Here is a 20,693-nt window from a genome sequence, read left to right as displayed (position 1 = left end):
ATATTAACACAAAAAAAGTAAAAACTCAATAAAATATTAAGGAGGTAAATATTATGAAATTTGATTTGTTGATTAAAAATGCAAAAATTTATTTAAATGGTACCTTTTGTTGTGGAAATGTTTTGGTAAAGGCTGGAAAGATCTCAGAAATAACTGATAATATTGAGGGGATTCAAGCTGAAAAAACTATAGATGCAGCTGGAAAATACTTGTTGCCAGGAATGATAGAATCTCATATGCACATAAGGGAACCTGGAAGACCAGATAGAGGAACTTTTTTTACTGAAACCATGGCAGCAGCAGCAGGGGGAGTTACCACTATTTTAGAGCATCCTATAGCTAACCCACCTCAATATTCTAAAGAAATTTTAGATAAAAGAATAGAAGATGCCAGCGATAAATGTGTGGTGGACTTTGCTTTTTATGGGGCAGCAGGAGCAAAATTTCCTGATAAAATAAAAGAAATGGGAGAAACAGGAATAGTAGCTTTTAAAACTTTTTTACATGAAGCTCCAGAGGGAAGAGATACAGAATTTATAGGGTTAACAATGGCCAATGATGGGGAAATGTATCATGGGTTTAGAGCTGTTGCTAAAACTGGTAAATTATGTGCAGTCCATTCAGAAAATAACGATATAATTACCAGTATGATAGCTAAATTTAGGGCAGAGGGTAAAACTGATCCTATTTATCATTGTTTGTCAAGACCAAAATTTGCTGAAATTGAAACTGTATCTAAATTATTGTTGTTGGCAAAAGATACTGGAGTAAAGCTAATCTTCTGTCATACAACAGTTCCAGAGGCCATGGAAATGATCAAAAAAGCCAAAGGTGAAGGAATGGAATTATACTTGGAAACTTGCCCACAATATTTATTTTTGACAGAGGAAGATGTAATAAAGCATGGAGTTTATGCAAAATGTAATCCACCTTTGAGAAAACAAGAAGATGTAGATGGATTGTGGAAATATGTTACTGATGGAACAGTGGATTTTATTGGCAGTGATCACGCTACATATACTGTGGAAGAAAAGGAAAAGGGAAGGGATGATATATTCAAAGCTCCATCAGGATTTTTAGGAGTAGATTTGAGATTACCTCTAATGCTCAATGCAGTAAATGAGGGGAAACTTTCCTTTGAAAAATGTATAGATTTACTGTCTACTAATATAGCCAAGGCTTTCAAAATATTTCCACAAAAAGGAGTAATAAATGTTGGATCAGATGCAGATTTTGTAATAGTAGATATGGACAAAACTATTACTGTGGATAAAAGTAAAAATTACTCAAAGGCAAAAGAAATTTCTAGAGTTTTTGAAGGTAAACAATTGAAAGGAACTCCCATTTATACCATTGTCAGAGGAAAGGTAGTAATGAAAGATGGTGTTGTTGATGAAAAGGCTAAAGGTTGGGGGAAATTAATAGAAACTTATAATAAATAATTTGAAAATAGCTTTGTTAGGTTAGGAGTTATGTTATTTTGTAAATAATGGAAGCTTTAGAGAACAAATAAATCATTGCTACAAAGATAATATTCTAAATAAAGCTTAGAAAAAGGAGGTAATTATGGGCAATATTATACCTAATTCATTAAAATTATTTTGGTTATTCTTTTTAGTATTGAGTTTTTTACCATTGATAGCAGCAATAGTAACAGATAAAACGGATAAAGATAATAAAAAATAATTTTTAAGGAGGTAAAGATGATATATATAGGAATTTTAATAACTTACCTTGCTTTGTTGGTTTTCATTGGTTATCGAGCTTCAAAATCTATAAAAAATAGTGAAGATTGGTCTGTAGCTGGCAGGACTTTGGGGGTGATACCCAGTGCAGCAGCATATTTTACAACAGTATTGAGTGCAGTATCTTTTATTGGTTATATGGGATATTATTATAAGTTTGGCTGGGGTGGCTGGTGGAATTGGGCAGGTACATTGATATTTACTGTGCTTTTGGCAGCAAGTTTTGCAGCTAAATTAAGAAAATTTGGTGGAGTGACAATATCAGATTTTTTAGATGAAAGGTATGGTAAAGTACATGGTGGATTAGCAGCAGTATTGATATTATTCTCCACAGTGGTATTTACAATGACTCAATTGATTGCATCAGCATCAATTATAAAGACTATAACAGGAATTTCTACTCAATGGTCAGCAATAATAGTAGGTTGTGTATTTATATTGTATACTATCATGGGGGGAATGGTTTCTGTTGCTTGGACAAGTGTTCTGACCACTGTTCTTATATTATTTGGAACATATTCTTTACTTTTTTCTATATTAAAGGCCACTGGAGGAATTGTTAATCTTCATGTATCATTATATAATATGGATAAGACACTTTTGGACCCTTTTGCAGGAGGGAAAATAAGTGTAGGATTAGCAATATCATGGTGTATCACTTGGGGAATAGGGAACTTTGGGTTACCACAATTGATAACAAGATTTAATGCTTGTAAGGATGCCAGTGTAGCTAGAATGAGTCAAGGAGTATCAGGAATATTATTTATATTATTTTACTTACCTTTAATGCTGATCGGTCTAGGAATGAGGATTTTAATGCCAAATATAGAGAATATTGATTTGGTAGCAAGTACTGCTATGGTAAAAATGGTGAATCCAGTGGTTGGAGGCTTGGTATTGGCTGCTATCTTAGGGGCTGCAATTTCCACAGCATCTTCAGTATTGTTGCAAGCTGGGACTGTAGCCACAAGGGATATTTATCAAAAATTTATAAATAAAGATGCTTCTTCAAATAAAATATTGAAAATATCTAAGGTAACTACCTTGGTAGTTGGGGTAATAACCATAGTATCTGCCCTTTATAATTCTTCTACTGTTTTGATGATACAGGCAAATATGGTTGGAATACTAGGTTCTATGCTGGCAATGACAATAATCATTGGGTTTACTTCCAAGAGATCTAATTCTCAAGGAGGATTAGCAGGAATGATAGTAGGAGTGGCAACAGCTATAATTTGGTATATATTGGGAAATCCCTTTGGTTGGATGCCTATATTACCAGCCATCTTGACATCAAGTATAGCAAATTTATTAGTAAGTTATATGACTCCACCACCTCCAGAGCGAGTAATGGAAAGATTCTTTAAATAAAAGGTGATAAAATGAAAATTAATATAAAAAGATTAATGGAAAATTTACATAAAACTGGAGATATTGGTTATAAGGAAAAAGATGGAATTACAAGAGAAGGTTTTAGTCAAGAATATTATCAAGCTTTGAATATTTTGGAAAGATTATTTTTAGAAAGTAATTTAAAAGTAATCAAAGATGAAGTTGGTAATATTTTGGGAAGAAGAGAGGGGAAAGATGTTAATAAAAAATCTATAATGATAGGTTCTCATTTGGATACAGTAAAAAATGGAGGGCTATATGATGGTAATTTAGGTATAATAGCAGCTTTGGAAGTTGTAAAATGCCTGAATGAAAATAATATATCTATGAAACATCCTATAGAGATAGTTGCTTTTAATGCAGAAGAAGGTAGTGAAATGGGAGGAACCTTTGGAAGTCGTGTAATGACTGGTAGACAAAATCTCAAAGAAAAAGATTTAGAAGAAAAGTTGTCTCATTATGGCTTAAACTTAGAAAATATTAAAAATTCAACTAAAAATATGAACAAAGTAGGTGTGTTTTTGGAATTACATATTGAGCAAGGAGGATTTTTAGAAGAAAACAAATATGATATTGGAATAGTAGATGGAATAGTAGGAATTACAAGATATAAGATAACCATAAAGGGAGAATCCAATCATGCAGGAACTACTCCAATGAACTTAAGAAAGGACCCAATAAAAGTATTGGGAAAAGTTATAGGGAAAATTAATGATTTGACTTTGGAATATAAACATCCTTTTGTAGTTACAATTGGAGATTTGGAAGTAAAACCTGGTATGTATAATGTAATCCCTAGAGAAGTCACTTTACTATTGGAATTAAGAGATTTGGAACAAAAAAATATAGATGATTTTATATTAAAATTAAAAGAATATTCTCAACAATTTTATAACTTTAAGTTTGATTTTCAAGAAACAATTAATAAACCTTCTAGATTATTGGATAAAAATATCATAGAAAAAATAAAAATAGTAACGGAAAAAAATAATTATAGAGGAGTTGAAATGTCAAGTGGTGCAGGACATGATGCAAAAGAATTCACCTATAAGGTTCCTACAGGAATGATATTTATACCCAGTGTTGGGGGAATAAGTCATTCACCATTGGAATATTCGACAGAGAAACAAATAGCCAAAGGAACACAGATATTGTTGGACACAGTTTTAGAATTGGATAAAGAAGAGATTTTAGGAGAGGTGATTCTATGAAAGTACTTATAATAAATCCCAATAGTGATGTAAAAATGACCAAGGCAATAGATGAAAGCGCTAGAAATTTTGTAAAGGATAGATTTATACTGGAGAGCATTTCTTTGGAAGATTCTCCTGCCTTTGTAGGAAGTTATGAAGATATTGCAATGGTAGGAAAGGGATTGATAGAATGTATAAAAAAAAATCAAGATAAATATGATGCCTTTATAATAGCTTGCCATCTTGATCCTAATCTAGATGCAGCCAAGGAAGTATCCAATAAATTAGTCATTGGAATTGGTGAAGCTTCTATGAAAATAGCTTCACTTTTAGGAAAAAATTTTTCTGTAATAGGTTCTAGTAATAAAACTACTCATTTGAAAAAGGAATTGGTAGCTAAATATGGCTTAAAGAAATATTTGAAGTCTGTAAGGACTCCAGATGAAGGGCTGGAAAATTCTACTTTGGAAGAAAAATTAATCTTTGCAGCTAAAAAAGCAATAGAAGAAGATAAGGCAGAAATTTTGGTACTAGGCTGTGCTGGATTTGCAGGAATAGATAAAACTATAGAAAAAATAGTTAAAGTGAAGGTATTGGATGGAATAGTTTGTGCTTTGATGATAGCAGAAGGAATGGTTAATTATCAAAATTAAACAATGAATTATAATGAAAAAAGAAAGTAAAAGATTTCTAATGAACCCTTTTTTAGACAAGTTATTTTAAACATTGATTAATAAGGATTGATTCCTGTATTGTATAGGAGTTAATCCTTTTAATTTTACCTTTATTTTTTAGTATTATAATAATCTATATATTCAGATATTGTTGATTTTAAATCTTCTATTGTCCTATAATTATTTTCTTGCTCATAGAACATTTCTGATTTCATTATGTCAAAAAAACTTTCCATTACTCCATTGTCTAGACTACTTCTTTTCCTTGACATACTTTAAAGCACCTTTCTTTCTTCTAAATTTTTTATGTAAAAGTTATGTTGATATAGTATGAGGAAATAAAGAAAAGATTGCACAATATATAAGAAAATAGTTGTAAGAAGATATAGTAAATAATCAATTGATTTTGAAGAAAAAACTAACTAGAGTACACTAGCTATTTAAGCTGCTAAATGAAGAATTATGTGGCTGGCAAATCATTATAAATAAAATATGAAAGTTATGAGATATAAAATTTGAAATCAAAGAATAAAAATGTTATTATGCAGATAAAGAATAGAAAAGCTTCATATAGGAGAAAAAATGAGTGAAATATGGAATCCATGGCATGGTTGTTATAAGAAAAGTGAAGGGTGCTTAAACTGCTATATGTATTATTTGGATGCTCAAAGAGGACAAAGAAGTGATGTAGTATACAAAGTAAAAAATAATTTTAACCTTCCTTTGAAAAAAGATAGAAAAGGGAATTATAAAATAAAAAAAGGGACTCTTCTTTATACTTGTATGACTTCAGATTTCTTTCTGGAAGAAGCAGATGAATGGAGAGAAGAAATATGGGATATAATACGAATCAGAACTGATATTATTTTCTGGATACTGACAAAAAGACCTGAACGAATAAAAGAAGTACTTCCATTTGATTGGGAAGAGGGATGGGACAATGTATGTATCAATATTACAGCAGAAAATCAAAAGAGAGCAGATGAAAGAATACCTATTCTTTTAGAATTGCCATTTAAATATAAAGGAGTAGTAGTAGCTCCTATTTTAGGAAATATAAATATCGAAAAATATTTGGAAACTGGAATAATAACTGATGTAAGTGCCAGTGGAGAAAATTATGTTGGAGCCAGACCTTGTGATTATGACTGGATAAAAAATCTTTATGAACAGTGCAAGAAATATGATACAACTTTTAATTTTTTTGAAACAGGAGAGCATTTCATAAAAGATGGAAAGAAATACCATATTCCTAAAAAATTACAAAGGGAACAGGCAGAAAAATCTGGATTAAATTATAAAGGAAAGAAAGCTTCAATAATACTTAAAGAAATAACTGAAGATGAACAGATGCAGCTTTTTAATATAAAAAATAATTAATCATAAATTTCAAAAAAATGTTGGATTATAAAAATATTTGTATTATAATATATTTCTATATTCAAATTATACTAGGAGGAATTTATGAAAGAAAAAATTGAAGAAATATTGAAAAATGAAGAGGGAGTATCTTTATCAAAAGTGTCTAAAGACTTGAATCTATCATTTATAGAGGTATTAAGACATGCACCTACAGTAAGAAAATATGACATAGCAAAATTAGATGAACTTTTTGATATATTGAGAAGTTGGGAAAAAGTATTTTTACTTGTTGTTACACCTAGTTTTGTTTTAGAGATAAAAGATAAATTTCCAAAAGGATTCTATTCACATGGATTTTTAAATTTTCATGATGAGGCATCTTCAATAGGAGGGCATTTATCAGCTTCTAAAATAAAGGAAATATTTATTGTGGAAGATGTAATGTATGGAAGAAAAAGCTGTTCTATAAAATTCTTTGGAGAAGATGAAAAAGAAATATTTGCTGTTTATGTTCCAAGAGATGAAAAGAAAGAACTTATAAAAGAATGTTTAGAAAGTTTCAATAACTTATAATAAAAAATTATTTCCCTTATAGCCGATTTTGCTGTAAGGGATTTTTTTATTTAATAAATACATTTTTTTAATAAAAAAAATACTTAATTTTATCATTTTTTTTAAAGAAAAAAGTAAAAAAACTAATTTAATAAAAATAAAATCTTGACTTTAAAAGAAAAAAGTCATATAATCACATTAAAAAAATGTATACATTTTATAGCGTTAAATGTATACATTTTAAAAAACATGTGGAGGGGTTTGAATGGCACAAGAAGCAGTGAATTTAAAAAAAGTTTTGACAAGAACAGATTTAATGTCTCATGCAATTGGTTCTGTTATAGGAGCTGGAATTTTTTCAACTTTACCTATCGCAATAGGAATGACTGGAAGATCAGCTGCTTTAGCATTTATTTTAGCAGCAGTGATAATAATAATATCTTTAGTTCCAAGAATTCTTGTTAATGGAAGTGTAAGATTAAATGGAGGTACTTACGCTCATTTAGGATTATTTGGCTATAAAAGATTAGCAGGGTCTTTTATAATAATAAGTATAATAGCAAATATTTCAATTAGTTGGTATGCAATTACTTTTGCTCAATATTTTAGCTCATTAGTCCCTGGGATGAGTATTAAATTTATTGCTGGAGCATGTTTAACATTATTTACAATTACCAATATAGTAGGGATTAAAGAAGCTTCAAGGGTTCAAAATTTAATGGTTCTTATATTAGCAATTTCTTTGTCTATGTTTTGCTTTTTTGGTATTTTTCACATTCAACCTGGTTTTTTTGAACCTCAATCTTTTATAACAAATGGACCAATGGGAGTTCTTACAGCAGCTGGAATGTTAACTTTTGCTTGCAGTGGAGCTGATGGGATAATTCCACTATCACCAGAAGCAAAAAATCCAACTAAGGACATTCCATGGTGTATTATTGTTTCAACTTTGGCAGTAGCTATTTTATATGCAATTATGGCTGTAGTTGCTTCAGGTGTATTTCCTTTAGCAGAAGTAATAAATCAACCATTAAGTTTAGTTGCATCTAAAATTCTACCAGGTCCTTTATACATATTCTTTATTGTAGGAGGAGCATGTTTTGCTTTGGTAACGAGTTTAAATTCTCAGATAGCATGGGTTACTAAACCAATACTAAAAGCATGTAATGATGGATGGTTTCCTAAATTTTTTGGTCATGTTAATGAAAAATTTAAAACACCTCATAATCTAATAATAGCTTTGTATATTTTGGGAATGCTTCCAATAGTAACTGGGGTAGATCTTGATTTTATAGCAGGAACAAGTGTGTTTACAAATAGATTTACAGATTTCATGATAGCAACAACAATAGTTTCAATTCCAAAAGTAATACCAGAAGAATGGAAAATAAGTAGATATCATATATCAGATTTAAAGCTAAAAGCTTTTGCAGTTTTAGCAATTATAACATCATTATTTGCATCATATTTAACATTGAGAGGTTTATCAAGAAACGCAGTAATAATAAATTTGGGAATGCTTGCGTGTGCGCTGTTATTTGGAGTTTTAAGAATGAAAAGTGGAAAGATACATATGGATATTTTATATGAAAAAGCTGAATAAATAATTGATGCTTATTAAGTCATGGGAGGAAATATGGAAAAATTTGATGAAATTAAAAGGGCTGCAAAGGCTATTGAAGATGAAATAATTGAAAATAGAAGATATATTCATGAATATCCTGAAATAGGTCTTGAATTACCTAGAACATCTGCATTTGTTAAACAAAAACTTTTTGAAATGGGGTATGAAATAGAAGAGATTTGTAAATGTGGAATTCTTGCTAAAATAGGAAAGGCAGGAAAAACTTTATTAATAAGAGCAGATATGGATGCACTTCCAATGGGAGAAATTAATGATTTATCTTTTAAATCTAAAAATGACTATGGACATACTTGTGGACATGATACTCATATCGCTATGTTATTGGGAGCAGCTAAATTATTAAAACAATATGAAAATGAATTAGAAGGAACTGTATTGTTGTTATTTCAGCCAGGAGAAGAAACTTTAGAGGGAGCTCAAGCAGTAATTAAGGGGGGATTATTAAAAAAATATAAAATAGATGCTGCTATAGCTATGCATATTGAAACTGTTGATGTTCAAACTGGACACTTGATTTATAAAAAAGGTAATCTGTATGCTTCTTCAGACAATTTTAATATTCAGGTTGAAGGAAAAGGATGTCATGGAGCTTATCCTAATGAAGGAATAGATCCAATTAATATTTTGACAAATATTTATTTGTCTTTGCAAAGTATAACAACTAGAGAAATATCTCCAATGCAGCCATTTGTTTTGAGCATAGGATCTTTTCATGGTGGAACAGTGAGAAATGTTATACCAGATACTGCTAGAATGGAAGGAACATTCAGAACATATTCAAATAAATTAAGAGAATTTGTAAAATTAAGAATAAATGAAATTGCAACTAAAACTGCAGAAAAGTATGGGGGAAAATGTATTGTTGAGTTTCTCCCAGGTATTCCTCCATTAGTTACTGACAGTGAGATTACAGAAGAAATGTTAACTTATGCTTCAGAAATAGTAGGAAGAGAAAATACAAGGGAAACTCATCAATCGATGGGGTCAGAAGATTTTTCAGTATATGCTGATGAAATTCCAAGTACATATTTTGGATTAGGAGCAGGGTCTAAAGAAGAAGGATATTTATATGGAGGACATAATCCTAAAGTTCAATTTAATGAAAAAGTTTTTTATTTAGGAAGTGCTATTTTTACTAATTGTGCTTTAAAATGGTTAAAAAATAATAAATAGTATAATTGATTTATAAATAAAAAGAGGTCAGTTAGAAAATATTTTTTCTAACTGATCTTTTGAAATATAAAAATTGATTTTAACTTCAAATAATCCTGTTGATTATTTCTAGATGCTAGATTATAATTTATACTATATAAACCTTTTTAGAAGGAGATGTAAAAATGGAACCCAAAATAGATACTATAAGAGAAAGAGTAGCTAAAGAAATTCGTCACTTAATTTTAATGGGAAAATTTAAACCAGGAAAGAAAATGTTAGAAACTACTATTGCTCAAGAATTAAATGTCAGCAGAAATCCTGTTAGAGAAGCTCTAAGACAATTGGAGCAAGAAGGAATAGTGGAATATATTCCACAAAAAGGATGTTTTCTACGTGAAATAAATTTAGAAGAATTAGAGGAAATTTTTAGATTAAGAGCAAATTTAGAAATAATTTCTTTAGAGTATTGTAATTTTAAAATAGCTGATGAAACTATAAAAAAGTTAGAGAGTATAATAGCAGAATTAAGTAATATAAAGAAAAGTAAAAATTTTGATAACATGTTTATATTAGGATTAAAATTTCATGAGCTTATAGTTCAAGAATGTGGGAAGAATATAATTTATAAAACTTGGAAAAATTTTGGCGGATATAATTATTCTATTTTTTTAAATATTTATAATTCTGATATTGATTCTTTAAAGCGAAATGTATTAACTCATAAAAAATTACTTGAAAAATTAAGAACAGGAAAAGAGAACCTGATCAAAAAAGCAATACTACAACATTATTTAGAAGAATTATAAAATGTTTTAATGGTGGTATTAAAGGAGAAAGTAATTATGAAAAGTGAGGGAAATCTTAAGAGGGTATTAACAAGAACAGATTTATTATGTCATGCAATAGGAACAGTAACAGGAGCTGGAATTTTTTCAACTTTGCCTATAGCAATAGGAATGACAGGAAGATCAGCAGCCTTAGCATTTATTCTAGCAGCAGCAATAATAATAATATCTTTGGTTCCAAAAATTTTAGTTAATGGAAGTGTAAGATTAAATGGCGGCACATATGCTCATTTAGGCATGTTTGGATATAAAAAACTAGCGGGAACTTTTATAATAATAAGCATAATAGCAAATATTTCGATTAGTTGGTATGCATTATCATTTGCTCAATATTTTAGTTCTTTAATACCAGGAATAAATTTAAAAGTAGTTGCTGGTGCATGTTTGACAATATTTACAATTACAAATCTAATAGGAATTAAAGAAGCTTCAAAAGTTCAAAATTTATTGGTACTAACTTTAGGAATATCTATGTCATTATTTTGTTTCTTTGGCTTTTTTCATATAGATAGCAATTTTTTTAATCCTAAGGAATTTATGACAAATGGGCCAATGGGAGTCCTTACAGCGGCAGGGATATTAACTTTTGCTTGCAGTGGAGCTGATGGAATTTCAGCTTTAGCAATAGAAGCAAAAAATCCAACTAAGGATATTCCATGGTGTATTATTGTTTCAACTTTAATTGTAGCATTTTTTTATGCAGTGATGGCTGTCATAGCTTCTGGAGTATTTCCTGTTAAAGAGGTAGCCAATCAACCATTGAGTTTAGTTGCATCTAAAATTCTACCAGGTCCTTTATACATATTCTTTATTGTAGGAGGAGCATGTTTTGCTTTGGTAACGAGTTTAAATTCTCAGATAGCATGGGTTACTAAACCAATACTAAAAGCATGTAATGATGGATGGTTTCCTAAATTTTTTGGTCATGTTAATGAAAAATTTAAAACACCTCATAATCTAATAATAGCTTTGTATATTTTGGGAATGCTTCCAATAGTAATAGGGGTAGATCTTGATTTTATAGCAGGAACAAGTGTGTTTACAAATAGATTTACAGATTTCATGATAGCAACAACAATAATTTCAATTCCAAAAGTAATACCAGAAGAATGGAAAATAAGTAGATATCATATATCAGATTTAAAGCTAAAAGCTTTTGCAGTTTTAGCAATTATAACATCATTATTTGCATCATATTTAACATTGAGAGGTTTATCAAGAAACGCAGTAATAATAAATTTGGGAATGCTTGCGTGTGCGCTGTTATTTGGAGTTTTAAGAATGAAAAGTGGAAAAGTACATATGGGGATTTTGTATGAGAAAAAATAATTAAATATTTTTGAACAACTCTAGCTAAAAATCATTTTAATGAATTTAAAATAGAATTTTTAAATAAACAGAGATATAAAAATATCAATAATTATTCAAAAAATAAAGAAAGCAGTTAATTAAAAAACCGCTTTCTTTATTTTTATATATAAAACATCTTGGGGAAAGATTTATTTTGTTATGTATTAAATATACTATTCTTTTGTGGCATTTATATTACAAACATAAGAACTTTAAAAACATTTTTTATAATAGGATATTTAAAATAAATTTTGTAATTTAATTTTGAAACACAAATATATTGACTATGAAAATAAAATATCTTATAATATTCTAAAACACCTAGGAGGTAGCAGAATGAGAAAAAGTTTATTGATGCTTGCATTAGTGAGCAGTGTTGTTTCATATGGTACAGAATTTAGAAATGGTCTTTATAGAGGAGTATTTGTATCAGGTCAGGAAACACAGGTTGAGGTACAGTTTAATTTAAAAGATGATACTGTGAGGAATCCTAAATATAGAACACTTGCATATAAAGGAATAGACTATCTAAAAGAAAAATCAGTAGCTGATCAAAAAGAAAGATATGAGAATATTTTAAAATTTACAGAAGGAAAAAAACTAAAAGAAGTTTTAGAAAAACTTTATAAACCAGAGGAGATAGAAGTGGCAGGAGCTTCTGTAAGAGGTACTAAAATAAGAGCTGCAATGCAGAATGCTGTAAATAGTGGAGTATATAAGCCTGATTAAAATAAATTAATTGAAATGAATCTAAACTATTGGTTAAAGTTTGATAGTTCAGATTCATTTTTTTATTTTTTTAAAAAGATTAATTAATTTTAGAAAATATTAGAAAAAAATATTGAATAAATAATAGAAAAATAGATAAATGAAAAGTTCTAAAGGGATTTAATAGTCATGATTAATATATTAATTTAAATTAAAAAAACTGTCTATTATACAGAATGTAAATTTATTATATATAGACAGTTTTTTCACTAAGTTTTAAATTGTTTTTAATCAAACCATGAATCTACATCAGATTTAAGAATTTTTTTATTTGTTGCATCAATATCAAATTCGTATTCCAATCCATCATGTACAAATTCTACTTCATAAACATATAAAGTAGGTCTATAATCATCTTCCTGATCTAATTTAATTTTAAAATACCTCACCTCACTTTCTTTGATTCCAACTGCTGAAAGTGCTACTTGTTTTGCTTCTTCTGAACTTATTAATTTTATTCCATTATTAATAGCTTGATTTTGGATAAGATTCATTTCAACTTCTCTAGCTCTTTTTTTATGCAATAAATCACTTGCAAAAGTCCCTGTTCCAACTAACACCATAAGTACAGCTGTAGATAATAATAGAGTTTTAATTTCTTTTTTTCCTTGTTTTAAAATATTCATAATTTTCTCCTTTCATCTATTTGATTTATATTTTGATTATATATTCTAATTATTAAAGAAACATTAAAATAAAATTTTTTTATATTTTTATTGGAAAAATAAATATAATTCTTGTATAAAGAACGCTTTTAGATTATATATAACAAATAATAATTAGAAATAAACTTTAATATCCCACTATATTTTCAATATGATGTGGATAATCTTTATATACGTTTTTTACTTAAAATACTCTTTTGATTCTTATAAATAAATATTAAAATTAGAGATATTAAGTTTAAAATAATACTTCTAACAAAATAAAAAAGTAAGAATGTATAATAGCTTCAGGTTGTAGATAGCTTTAATCATCTACAGCCTGAAGATACCAGTTTTTAGTTATTATTTTCTATAAATTCTTCTGGAAATTCAATTACTTGTCTCATAAGTAAAAATTTTAAATTTGGATTATTTAAATGATTTATATAGATATATCTAAGTTCTCTAGAAGTTATTGTATCGTAGTAATCTGAATCTGGATTGAATAATACATCTGCCAGTTTCTCTTTATCTAAATATAGTTTTCCTGTTGAATCAATAGAAGAAGCGATTTGATCTAAAGAAAAATATATTTTTCCTCCTTCCTTTAATACTTTATCCAAAATAGTTATAGTTTTAATTTCATTTAATTTATTAAAAGCATTGAAAATATCTTCTTCTAAGAAATTAAGATTTATAACTATATCTTCTGATTGTTCTTTTTCTAATTCTTTTTCAAGAGATTGTATTTTTTTATCAATAAAATCAATTTCTTTGAGAGTATCAATGTATTCTTTATCTTGAAGTAAAATATCAAGTAACTCCTTATCAGCAGTAGGATTGACTTTATCTGAATGAAAGAGCTTTTTATCAGCAGGATGTTGTTCAGTTTTTATTAATAACATTTCTTTAACTTTTTCAGATATTTGTCCATTGCTCTTCATTACTTCATCTATTAATGCTCTTACATTATTTTTGATAACATATTCTTTATCTAGATTTATGTCTATTCCCATATTGTAAATATAAGCATCAGCATAAAGAGGAGTATCCTTATTAGTTAAAGCAGTCTCAGCAATTCCATCTCTCCCAATTCCTTCATTAACTTCACTTACTCCATAAAGCAATATATTTTCTTTAAACTCAGGATAAGGAATTTGAAAAAGGTCTTCAATATTTCCAGTATTTATTTTAGGAAAATGTTTAATTTCCAGTTCTTTTATTTGGGAAAAATCATATTTTTCCTCCATTTTACTACTAAATTTTTGCATGTTTTCTTCTAATTCTACTAATTTTTCAAGATAGTCAATACCCATATTTTGATTACTTACTAGTTTTTCCCATTCATCTAACATTTGAAAAGCTTTTTCTTTTTCTTCAGAATTTAATTTTGATATTTCTTCTTCTTCAATAGTTGAAATTCCCTTTTCACTTACTAATTTTTTTATTTTTTCTAATAACTTATTCTCTATATTTAGTTTTTTTTTTGCTCATAATCAACAGGAGGTAAATCTAATCCATTATTAGAATAATCATTCATATTATCTTCATATTTTTCCTTATTGAAACTAGACTTTACAAAACTTGAAAAGTCATCTCCAAAGTCACTTTCAATATCAGATTGCTCATAATCAACAGGAGGTAAATCTAATCCATTATTAGAATAATCATTCATGTTATCTTCAGGTTTTTCCTTATTGAAACTAGACTTTACAAAACTTGAAAAGTCATCTCCAAAGTCACTTTCAATATCAGATTGCTCATAATCAACAGGAGGTAAATCTAATCCAATATTAGAATAACCATTGTTGTCTTCAGGTTTTTCCTTATTGAAACTAGACTTTACAAAACTTGAAAAGTCATCTCCAAAGTCACTTTCAATATCAGATTGCTCATAATCAACAGGAGGTAAATCTAATCCATTATTAGAATAATCATTCATGTTGTCTTCAGGTTTTTCCTTTTGACTATTTTTTATTTTACTATTTTCTAAAACCTTATCTGCCACAGTACTTTCTGCAGCATAAGCTTCTTTTTCAAGTGGTTGTAGCTTATATTCTATCTCATCATGTTTTATGTATCCACCAGGAGCACCATTTATAATAAATAATTTTTTTAAATCAGATACTTCTGGATTATTCGAATTAGAAATATTATTTTGATCTTGATGTGTTAATTCATGAACCATAGTTGTAAAATAATCTTTTATATTTTGGTTTTCTTTTAAATAAATATAGAGATTTTTTTTATCATTTCCGCCTAGTAAATTAGAATTACTACTAGGATCAGATATTATTTTAATTTTAATTTCTGAGTAGTTCTCTCCTAAAATATCTCTATACACTTCTCCTTTTAATTTTTGGATAATAGTTCCCATTTTTATTAAATTAGCTTCATTTACTTCATTATTTTTTAATAGCTGTTCTAATTGTTTATTATTAATTAATTTTTCAGCCAATGAATCATCTAATTTTTTTCTTACATTTTGATCTATTGAAGAAAAAATTTTATCATATATTTTATTTAAATTTTTTTCAGTGTTAATATCATTATTTAATACAGGATTTTTTAAAATAATATTATTTTTATTTTGAGTATTTTCAGTAATATCTTTAAATTCTTTGTTTTTAATAATATTATTCATATATGCAAGTAAGTGTTCTCTAGGAATATTTGTAGCATAATCAGCAACAGATTTAATATTTTTTCTGATATCTTCCTCTGCTCTTATAAGAATAGAACTATCTTCATTACTTTTACTTTGTTTTGAAGGTGAAGGAAAAAATTCTGGAAAAAAAGTTTCTTTATTTTTATTAAAAGATTTAATATTTTCCTGTATATATTCAAAAATAGATTCACCTTCTTCACTAAGAAAAATATTCTTACTTTCTTTTTCTTTTATAAATTTTTGCATATCTTTTAAAAGTATTTGAGATTCAGTTTCTAAATCTCTAATAGCAGATAGACTATTTTCTTTATCCTCTATAAGAGATTTTTGAAAATTAAGAATTTGATCAGAAACATCCATAAATTCTTGAACTTTAGCTAAATCTTCTTTAGTCAAAGAATTATTATTTTCTTTATTTTGGAAATCTGTATTAGAAGGAAGTGTAATATCCTGAGAATTTTTTTTATTTTCAATATTTTCACCAACAGTAACATTTTCTGCATTACCCTTTACAGAACTATTTCCTCCTGTTACTTCTGGAGTCTTCTTAACATTTAACTCTGTTACTGTACTTCCTTTTGCACTTTCATTTTTCCCTTTATTTAAGCTTTCAGCACCTTTTTGGAATCCATCTAATGCATTCTTGTTAGTAATAGCACCTCCAGTTAAGATTGCCCCTGGGTTTGATCCGCTTGCTGATTCCCACTTGCCAGTTTCAGGATTTTTTACATATTGTCCTCCGCTTACTACAGGTGTCTTATTACTGTTTTCTCCTCCTGTTACTTCTGGTGTTTGTTTTGTTCCATTTAGGCTTTCAGCACCTTTTTGGAATCCATCCAATGCATTTTTGTTAGTAATAGCACCTCCAGTTAAGATTGCCCCTAGGTTTGATCCGCTTGCTGATTCCCACTTGCCAGTTTCAGGATTTTTTACATATTGTCCTCCGCTTACTACAGGTGTCTTATTACTGTTTCCTCCTCCTGATACTTCTGGAGCTTGTTTTGTTCCATTTAGGCTTTCAGCGCCTTTTTGGAATCCATCTAATGCATTCTTGTTAGTTATAGCGCCTCCAGTTAAGATTGCTCCTGGATTTGAACCGCTTGCTGATTCCCATTTACCAGTTTCAGGATTTTTTACATATTGTCCTCCACTTACTACAGGTGTCTTATTACTGTTTTCTCCTCCTGTTACTTCTGGAGCTTGTTTTGTTCCATTTAGGCTTTCAGCGCCTTTTTGGAATCCATCCAATGCATTCTTGTTAGTAATAGCGCCTCCAGTTAAAATTGCTCCTGGTTTTGATCCGCTTGCTGATTCCCATTTACCAGTTTCAGGATTTTTTACATATTGTCCTCCACTTACTACAGGTGTCTTATTACTGTTTTCTCCTCCTGTTACTTCTGGAGTTTTCTTAGTGTTTGGCTCTGTTACTACATTTCCTTTTATACTTCCTCCATCAACTGTATCAGGTTTTTTAATTTCAGGAACTGGAAGTTTTACTGGTGGTTCTGTTGTAGGAAGTTTTAGTTCTGGAACATTACTTCCTCCTTTATCTACAACTCCTTTATTAGGTTGTGGAGATGTGCTTATTTCTGGATAAGAAGGTCCTCCTTCTACTTTTCCAGTAATTACCTTAGTTGAATTTCCATCAACTAAATCTACTACTGGTTTATCATTGTCTCCTTTTTTCTTCCTTCCAAAGCTAGGTACACTTGCTGTTCCAGAGAAAGTTCCTCCTCCTTCATATACATCCTTATCTGTAGTCAGACTGTTGCTTAGATCTGTATTAACTCCTTTTAATGGATCATTATCTCTAGTTACATCTTGAGCGCTTTCTCCATTTACTGTTACATCTCCTCCGATTTGAGTATTTCCAGGATTTAAGGCAACTGTTCCTTTTGCTGTCTTCTCTAGATCTATTACGTCTCCAACTTCTCCTTGAATTCCGCCACCTTTAGATCCTATATTTCCTCCAACTATAGCTCCTCCAGCTTCAAGATTTGATTTTACATCTTCAACATTTACATTTCCACCTATTGTAAGGTTTCCATTTGCATTTCCTGTTTCAGATCCAAAAACTCCTCCTTTTAGGTTTAGGTCTCCTTCTATCGTTCCTGTGATATCATTTTTAACAACAATTCCTGCTTGATTGTTTATAACATCTCCTTTTTTATAGATTTGTCCTCCACCAGCTGAAACTCCAAGGTCTCCTGTTCCGATAGTATTTGATGCTACTCCTAGAGATCCATCTACTCCTGCCCAAGCTTCTATTCTTGATTCATCATATTTATCTGTTTCAGTAGTTACATTTACATTTCCTTTTAATTCAGTATGTAAATTATCTGCAACTATGTTACTTCCTTTAAGATTAACATCCTTACCTTTTAATTCTACATTTCCAGCTTCAATAACTGAACCATGGCTATATTCATTGTTTACATCTGATTTGCTAAAGCTTGCATTTCCTGTTACTCCTAACTGTGCATTTCCTCCATCTATTGCTCCTACTCCAGCACTTGCTGTAACTCCTCCTGATGCATTTATACTAAATGAATTTTCTGTATATGTTTCTTTTGCACTATTAATATTTATATTATGTTTTTCATCTGCATCAAGAACTACTTCATTTCCTTTCATTTGTACACCATTTAGGTTAATATCTCCATCTGTAGTTTTGAAGTTTATTTTTCCACCTGATTGAATAACTGTTTCATTCTCTTTTGTGTGTTTAGAAGAACTTTCGCTATATCCTAGTTCTCCTGTAAGAGTAGATGTATTTGCTGCAAGATCTCCAAAAATTAAGTTTGTTGCAGTTCCTGCTACTTGCGCTGCTGTTAATCCTGCATTAAGTGATTTTTCTGGATCTGCTGCAGTTTCTGCTATTTGCATTCCTTTATTTACTGCATCTGCTATACTACTTGTAGTACTATTTGATACTTTTACTCCAAGAGAGAAATCTGAATTTGTTTTTTCAGTTACATCAGTATATTTTGTTGTATCTATTTGTTTAGCTGTAATATTGAAGTCTCCTCCAGTTGTAAAGTCTGCTCCTCCAATATCTACTGTACCTCTAGAGTTATCATCGCTTCCAGAAGTTATATTCAAGTTTCCTCCAGTTGAAACATTTCCTTTTGACCAAGTAGTGCTCTTTTCACTTGAATTTTTTACAGATACTCCAACAGTTGTTTGTGCAGATGTTAAAGAATCCATATAGTTTTTACCTAGTTTTCCATTTTTATTTTGACTGTCTTTAGCCACTTGAACTGCATCACCAGTAATAACTTCTGTTGATCCTCCATCTACATGATTCCAGCTAGCTTTTGCACTTGCACCTCCTGCTCCTGCGCTTGCATCTGCAGAAGTTACTCCAACTGTAATTGAGTTGCTGCTGTGCTCATATGTATTTTTACCAGCTTCAAATTTAACTTCTTTTCCATCTCCAACTTTTATATTTGTATCTCCTAAAGATGCAATATCACTTCCAACAACTTTTACATTTCCTCCAGCTTCAATATTTAGATCTCCCATTGAGCTTAGGCTGCTTTTTGTAGATGTTGTTCCTTTATATTCTTCATTTGATGATGTATATGAAATTGTTCCAAAGCTGCTTGAGCTTGATTTTCCTGATATTGTATCTTGGCCATCTAGAATATTTACATTTCCTTCAGATTTAATGTTAATTCCTTTTTCACCAGCAATTAAGTCACTTCCTTGTATAGTTGTATCTCCACCAGCCTTAACATTGAGACCTCCTACTCCACCTACTGTACTTCCAACTGATGTTGACTTAGTTTCTTCAAAACTGCTAGACTCTACTGTAAATAATCCATTTTTAAATCCTACAAAAGATGATTCTCCTGTTTCATGAGAATAATCTTTTCCATCAGTAATATTAACATTATTTCCTGCTTCTAGGTTTGCTTCATCTCCAGCTACAACATTACTTCCCTTAACATTAATATCATTTTTAGATTTAATATTAATATTTTCTCCAGCTACTGTAGATCCTGAAGATTTAGATGAAACTGAACTATATGAAGAATTATCTGTTTTTTTACTTTCACTGCTTATCAAGTTTTGGTCAGTAATATTAACATTTTCACCGCTGATATTGACACTTCCTTCTCCAGTACCTTCAATGAAAGCGCCTTTTAAATTAACATCTTTTTCTGCATCAACACTGATATTTCCTTTTCCTTGGATTCCTGCATTGTTAGAAATAATTTGATTTCCTTTATCATCATATCCTATTCCAGATTCGATATTAATTTCATTTCCAGCTTTAAGATTTATATCTCCATCACCTTTTACAGTTCCACCTTCCATATTAATATTATTCTTTTTGCAAAGAGATATATCTCCACCAGCAGCAATTCCGCCATTAAATCCACCAGTTGCATTATTTATAATTTCATTTTCAGATTTAATGTTAACGTTTCCTCCTCCAATAATATTTCCATTAGAGTTAACAACATTTTCTGCATCAATATTTATATCTCCATCTACTTTAATATTAGAACCTGCTCCTCCACCTTTGTCGCTTTCAGCCATTTTAATTCTTGTTTCTTTTCCAAAGTATACTTGTGGTACAAGAACTATATCTCCATCAACTTCCATTTCAACATACCAAATAATATCTTTTTCTAATTTATTTACTTGTTCTGGAGTCAATGGCATTCCAAGTACTAGTCCTAAATCTTTAC

At 29.6% G+C, this 20,693-nt stretch carries 14 protein-coding genes and 1 pseudogene; 11 read left to right on the top strand and 4 right to left on the bottom strand.

The genetic code is table 11. The annotated features are described in order from the left end of the window. Window positions 1-53 precede the first annotated feature (53 nt). From E0E45_RS14490 to E0E45_RS14475, 4 genes are all read left to right on the top strand, one after another. Window positions 54-1,442 (top strand): dihydroorotase, encoded by a 1,389-nt coding sequence (locus E0E45_RS14490; protein ID WP_197730061.1) that lies wholly within the window; start codon window positions 54-56, stop codon window positions 1,440-1,442. 261 nt (window positions 1,443-1,703) lie between these two features. Next, window positions 1,704-3,116 (top strand): sodium:solute symporter family protein, encoded by a 1,413-nt coding sequence (locus E0E45_RS14485; protein WP_130891818.1) that lies wholly within the window; start codon window positions 1,704-1,706, stop codon window positions 3,114-3,116. 11 nt (window positions 3,117-3,127) lie between these two features. Beyond that, the gene (locus tag E0E45_RS14480; RefSeq protein WP_130891817.1) at window positions 3,128-4,348 is read left to right on the top strand and encodes a M20 family metallo-hydrolase; all 1,221 of its coding nucleotides are present in this window, start codon (window positions 3,128-3,130) and stop codon (window positions 4,346-4,348) included. Next, window positions 4,345-4,983, top strand: a complete 639-nt coding sequence (locus E0E45_RS14475) for an aspartate/glutamate racemase family protein (RefSeq protein WP_130891816.1) — start codon at window positions 4,345-4,347, stop codon at window positions 4,981-4,983. Before E0E45_RS14480 ends, E0E45_RS14475 begins: the two co-directional genes overlap by 4 nt. A gap of 66 nt (window positions 4,984-5,049) precedes the next feature. Here E0E45_RS14475 and E0E45_RS17960 read toward each other — a convergent pair. Next, a pseudogene (locus E0E45_RS17960) lies at window positions 5,050-5,330 on the bottom strand (IS3 family transposase); the annotation flags it as partial. Between the two features lie 256 nt (window positions 5,331-5,586). Between E0E45_RS17960 and E0E45_RS14465 the strand changes: the two are divergent. The 7 genes from E0E45_RS14465 (at window position 5,587) to E0E45_RS14435 (ending at window position 12,642) form a co-directional block, all read left to right on the top strand. Then, a complete protein-coding gene (locus E0E45_RS14465) occupies window positions 5,587-6,384 on the top strand; it encodes a DUF5131 family protein (RefSeq protein ID WP_130891814.1) in 798 nt (265 codons plus the stop codon). 84 nt (window positions 6,385-6,468) lie between these two features. Further along, window positions 6,469-6,939, top strand: a complete 471-nt coding sequence (hutX, locus tag E0E45_RS14460) for a heme utilization cystosolic carrier protein HutX (protein WP_130891813.1) — start codon at window positions 6,469-6,471, stop codon at window positions 6,937-6,939. 244 nt (window positions 6,940-7,183) lie between these two features. Further along, window positions 7,184-8,521, top strand: coding sequence for an APC family permease (locus tag E0E45_RS14455; protein ID WP_130891812.1), 1,338 nt, complete (start codon window positions 7,184-7,186; stop codon window positions 8,519-8,521). 33 nt (window positions 8,522-8,554) lie between these two features. Next, the gene (locus tag E0E45_RS14450; protein WP_130891811.1) at window positions 8,555-9,736 is read left to right on the top strand and encodes a M20 metallopeptidase family protein; all 1,182 of its coding nucleotides are present in this window, start codon (window positions 8,555-8,557) and stop codon (window positions 9,734-9,736) included. Between the two features lie 164 nt (window positions 9,737-9,900). Next, window positions 9,901-10,524: a GntR family transcriptional regulator gene (locus tag E0E45_RS14445; protein ID WP_130891810.1), complete on the top strand. Its 624-nt coding sequence runs from the start codon at window positions 9,901-9,903 to the stop codon at window positions 10,522-10,524. Window positions 10,525-10,560: 36 nt separating this feature from the next. Beyond that, entirely contained in the window at window positions 10,561-11,892 is a 1,332-nt protein-coding gene (locus E0E45_RS14440; RefSeq protein WP_172604205.1) for an APC family permease, read from the top strand. A 357-nt stretch (window positions 11,893-12,249) separates the two neighbouring features. Continuing rightward, the gene (locus E0E45_RS14435; RefSeq protein ID WP_130891808.1) at window positions 12,250-12,642 is read left to right on the top strand and encodes a hypothetical protein; all 393 of its coding nucleotides are present in this window, start codon (window positions 12,250-12,252) and stop codon (window positions 12,640-12,642) included. 266 nt (window positions 12,643-12,908) lie between these two features. Here E0E45_RS14435 and E0E45_RS14430 read toward each other — a convergent pair whose 3' ends face one another. The 3 genes from E0E45_RS14430 to E0E45_RS14420 form a co-directional block, all read right to left on the bottom strand. Further along, window positions 12,909-13,307: a PepSY domain-containing protein gene (locus E0E45_RS14430; RefSeq protein ID WP_130891807.1), complete on the bottom strand. Its 399-nt coding sequence runs from the start codon at window positions 13,305-13,307 to the stop codon at window positions 12,909-12,911. Between the two features lie 374 nt (window positions 13,308-13,681). Next, on the bottom strand, window positions 13,682-14,680 hold the full coding sequence (locus tag E0E45_RS14425) for a hypothetical protein (RefSeq protein ID WP_130891806.1): 999 nt from the start codon (window positions 14,678-14,680) through the stop codon (window positions 13,682-13,684). Between the two features lie 119 nt (window positions 14,681-14,799). Next, on the bottom strand, window positions 14,800-20,667 hold the full coding sequence (locus E0E45_RS14420; protein WP_130891805.1) for a hemagglutinin repeat-containing protein: 5,868 nt from the start codon (window positions 20,665-20,667) through the stop codon (window positions 14,800-14,802). Window positions 20,668-20,693: the final 26 nt, after the last annotated feature.

The sequence above is a fragment of the Fusobacterium ulcerans ATCC 49185 genome (genome assembly GCF_900683735.1).
Taxonomy (GTDB): domain Bacteria; phylum Fusobacteriota; class Fusobacteriia; order Fusobacteriales; family Fusobacteriaceae; genus Fusobacterium_A; species Fusobacterium_A ulcerans_A.
The sequence above is the reverse complement of the archived record's forward strand: the minus strand, read 5'-3'. Positions and strand labels throughout refer to the sequence as shown.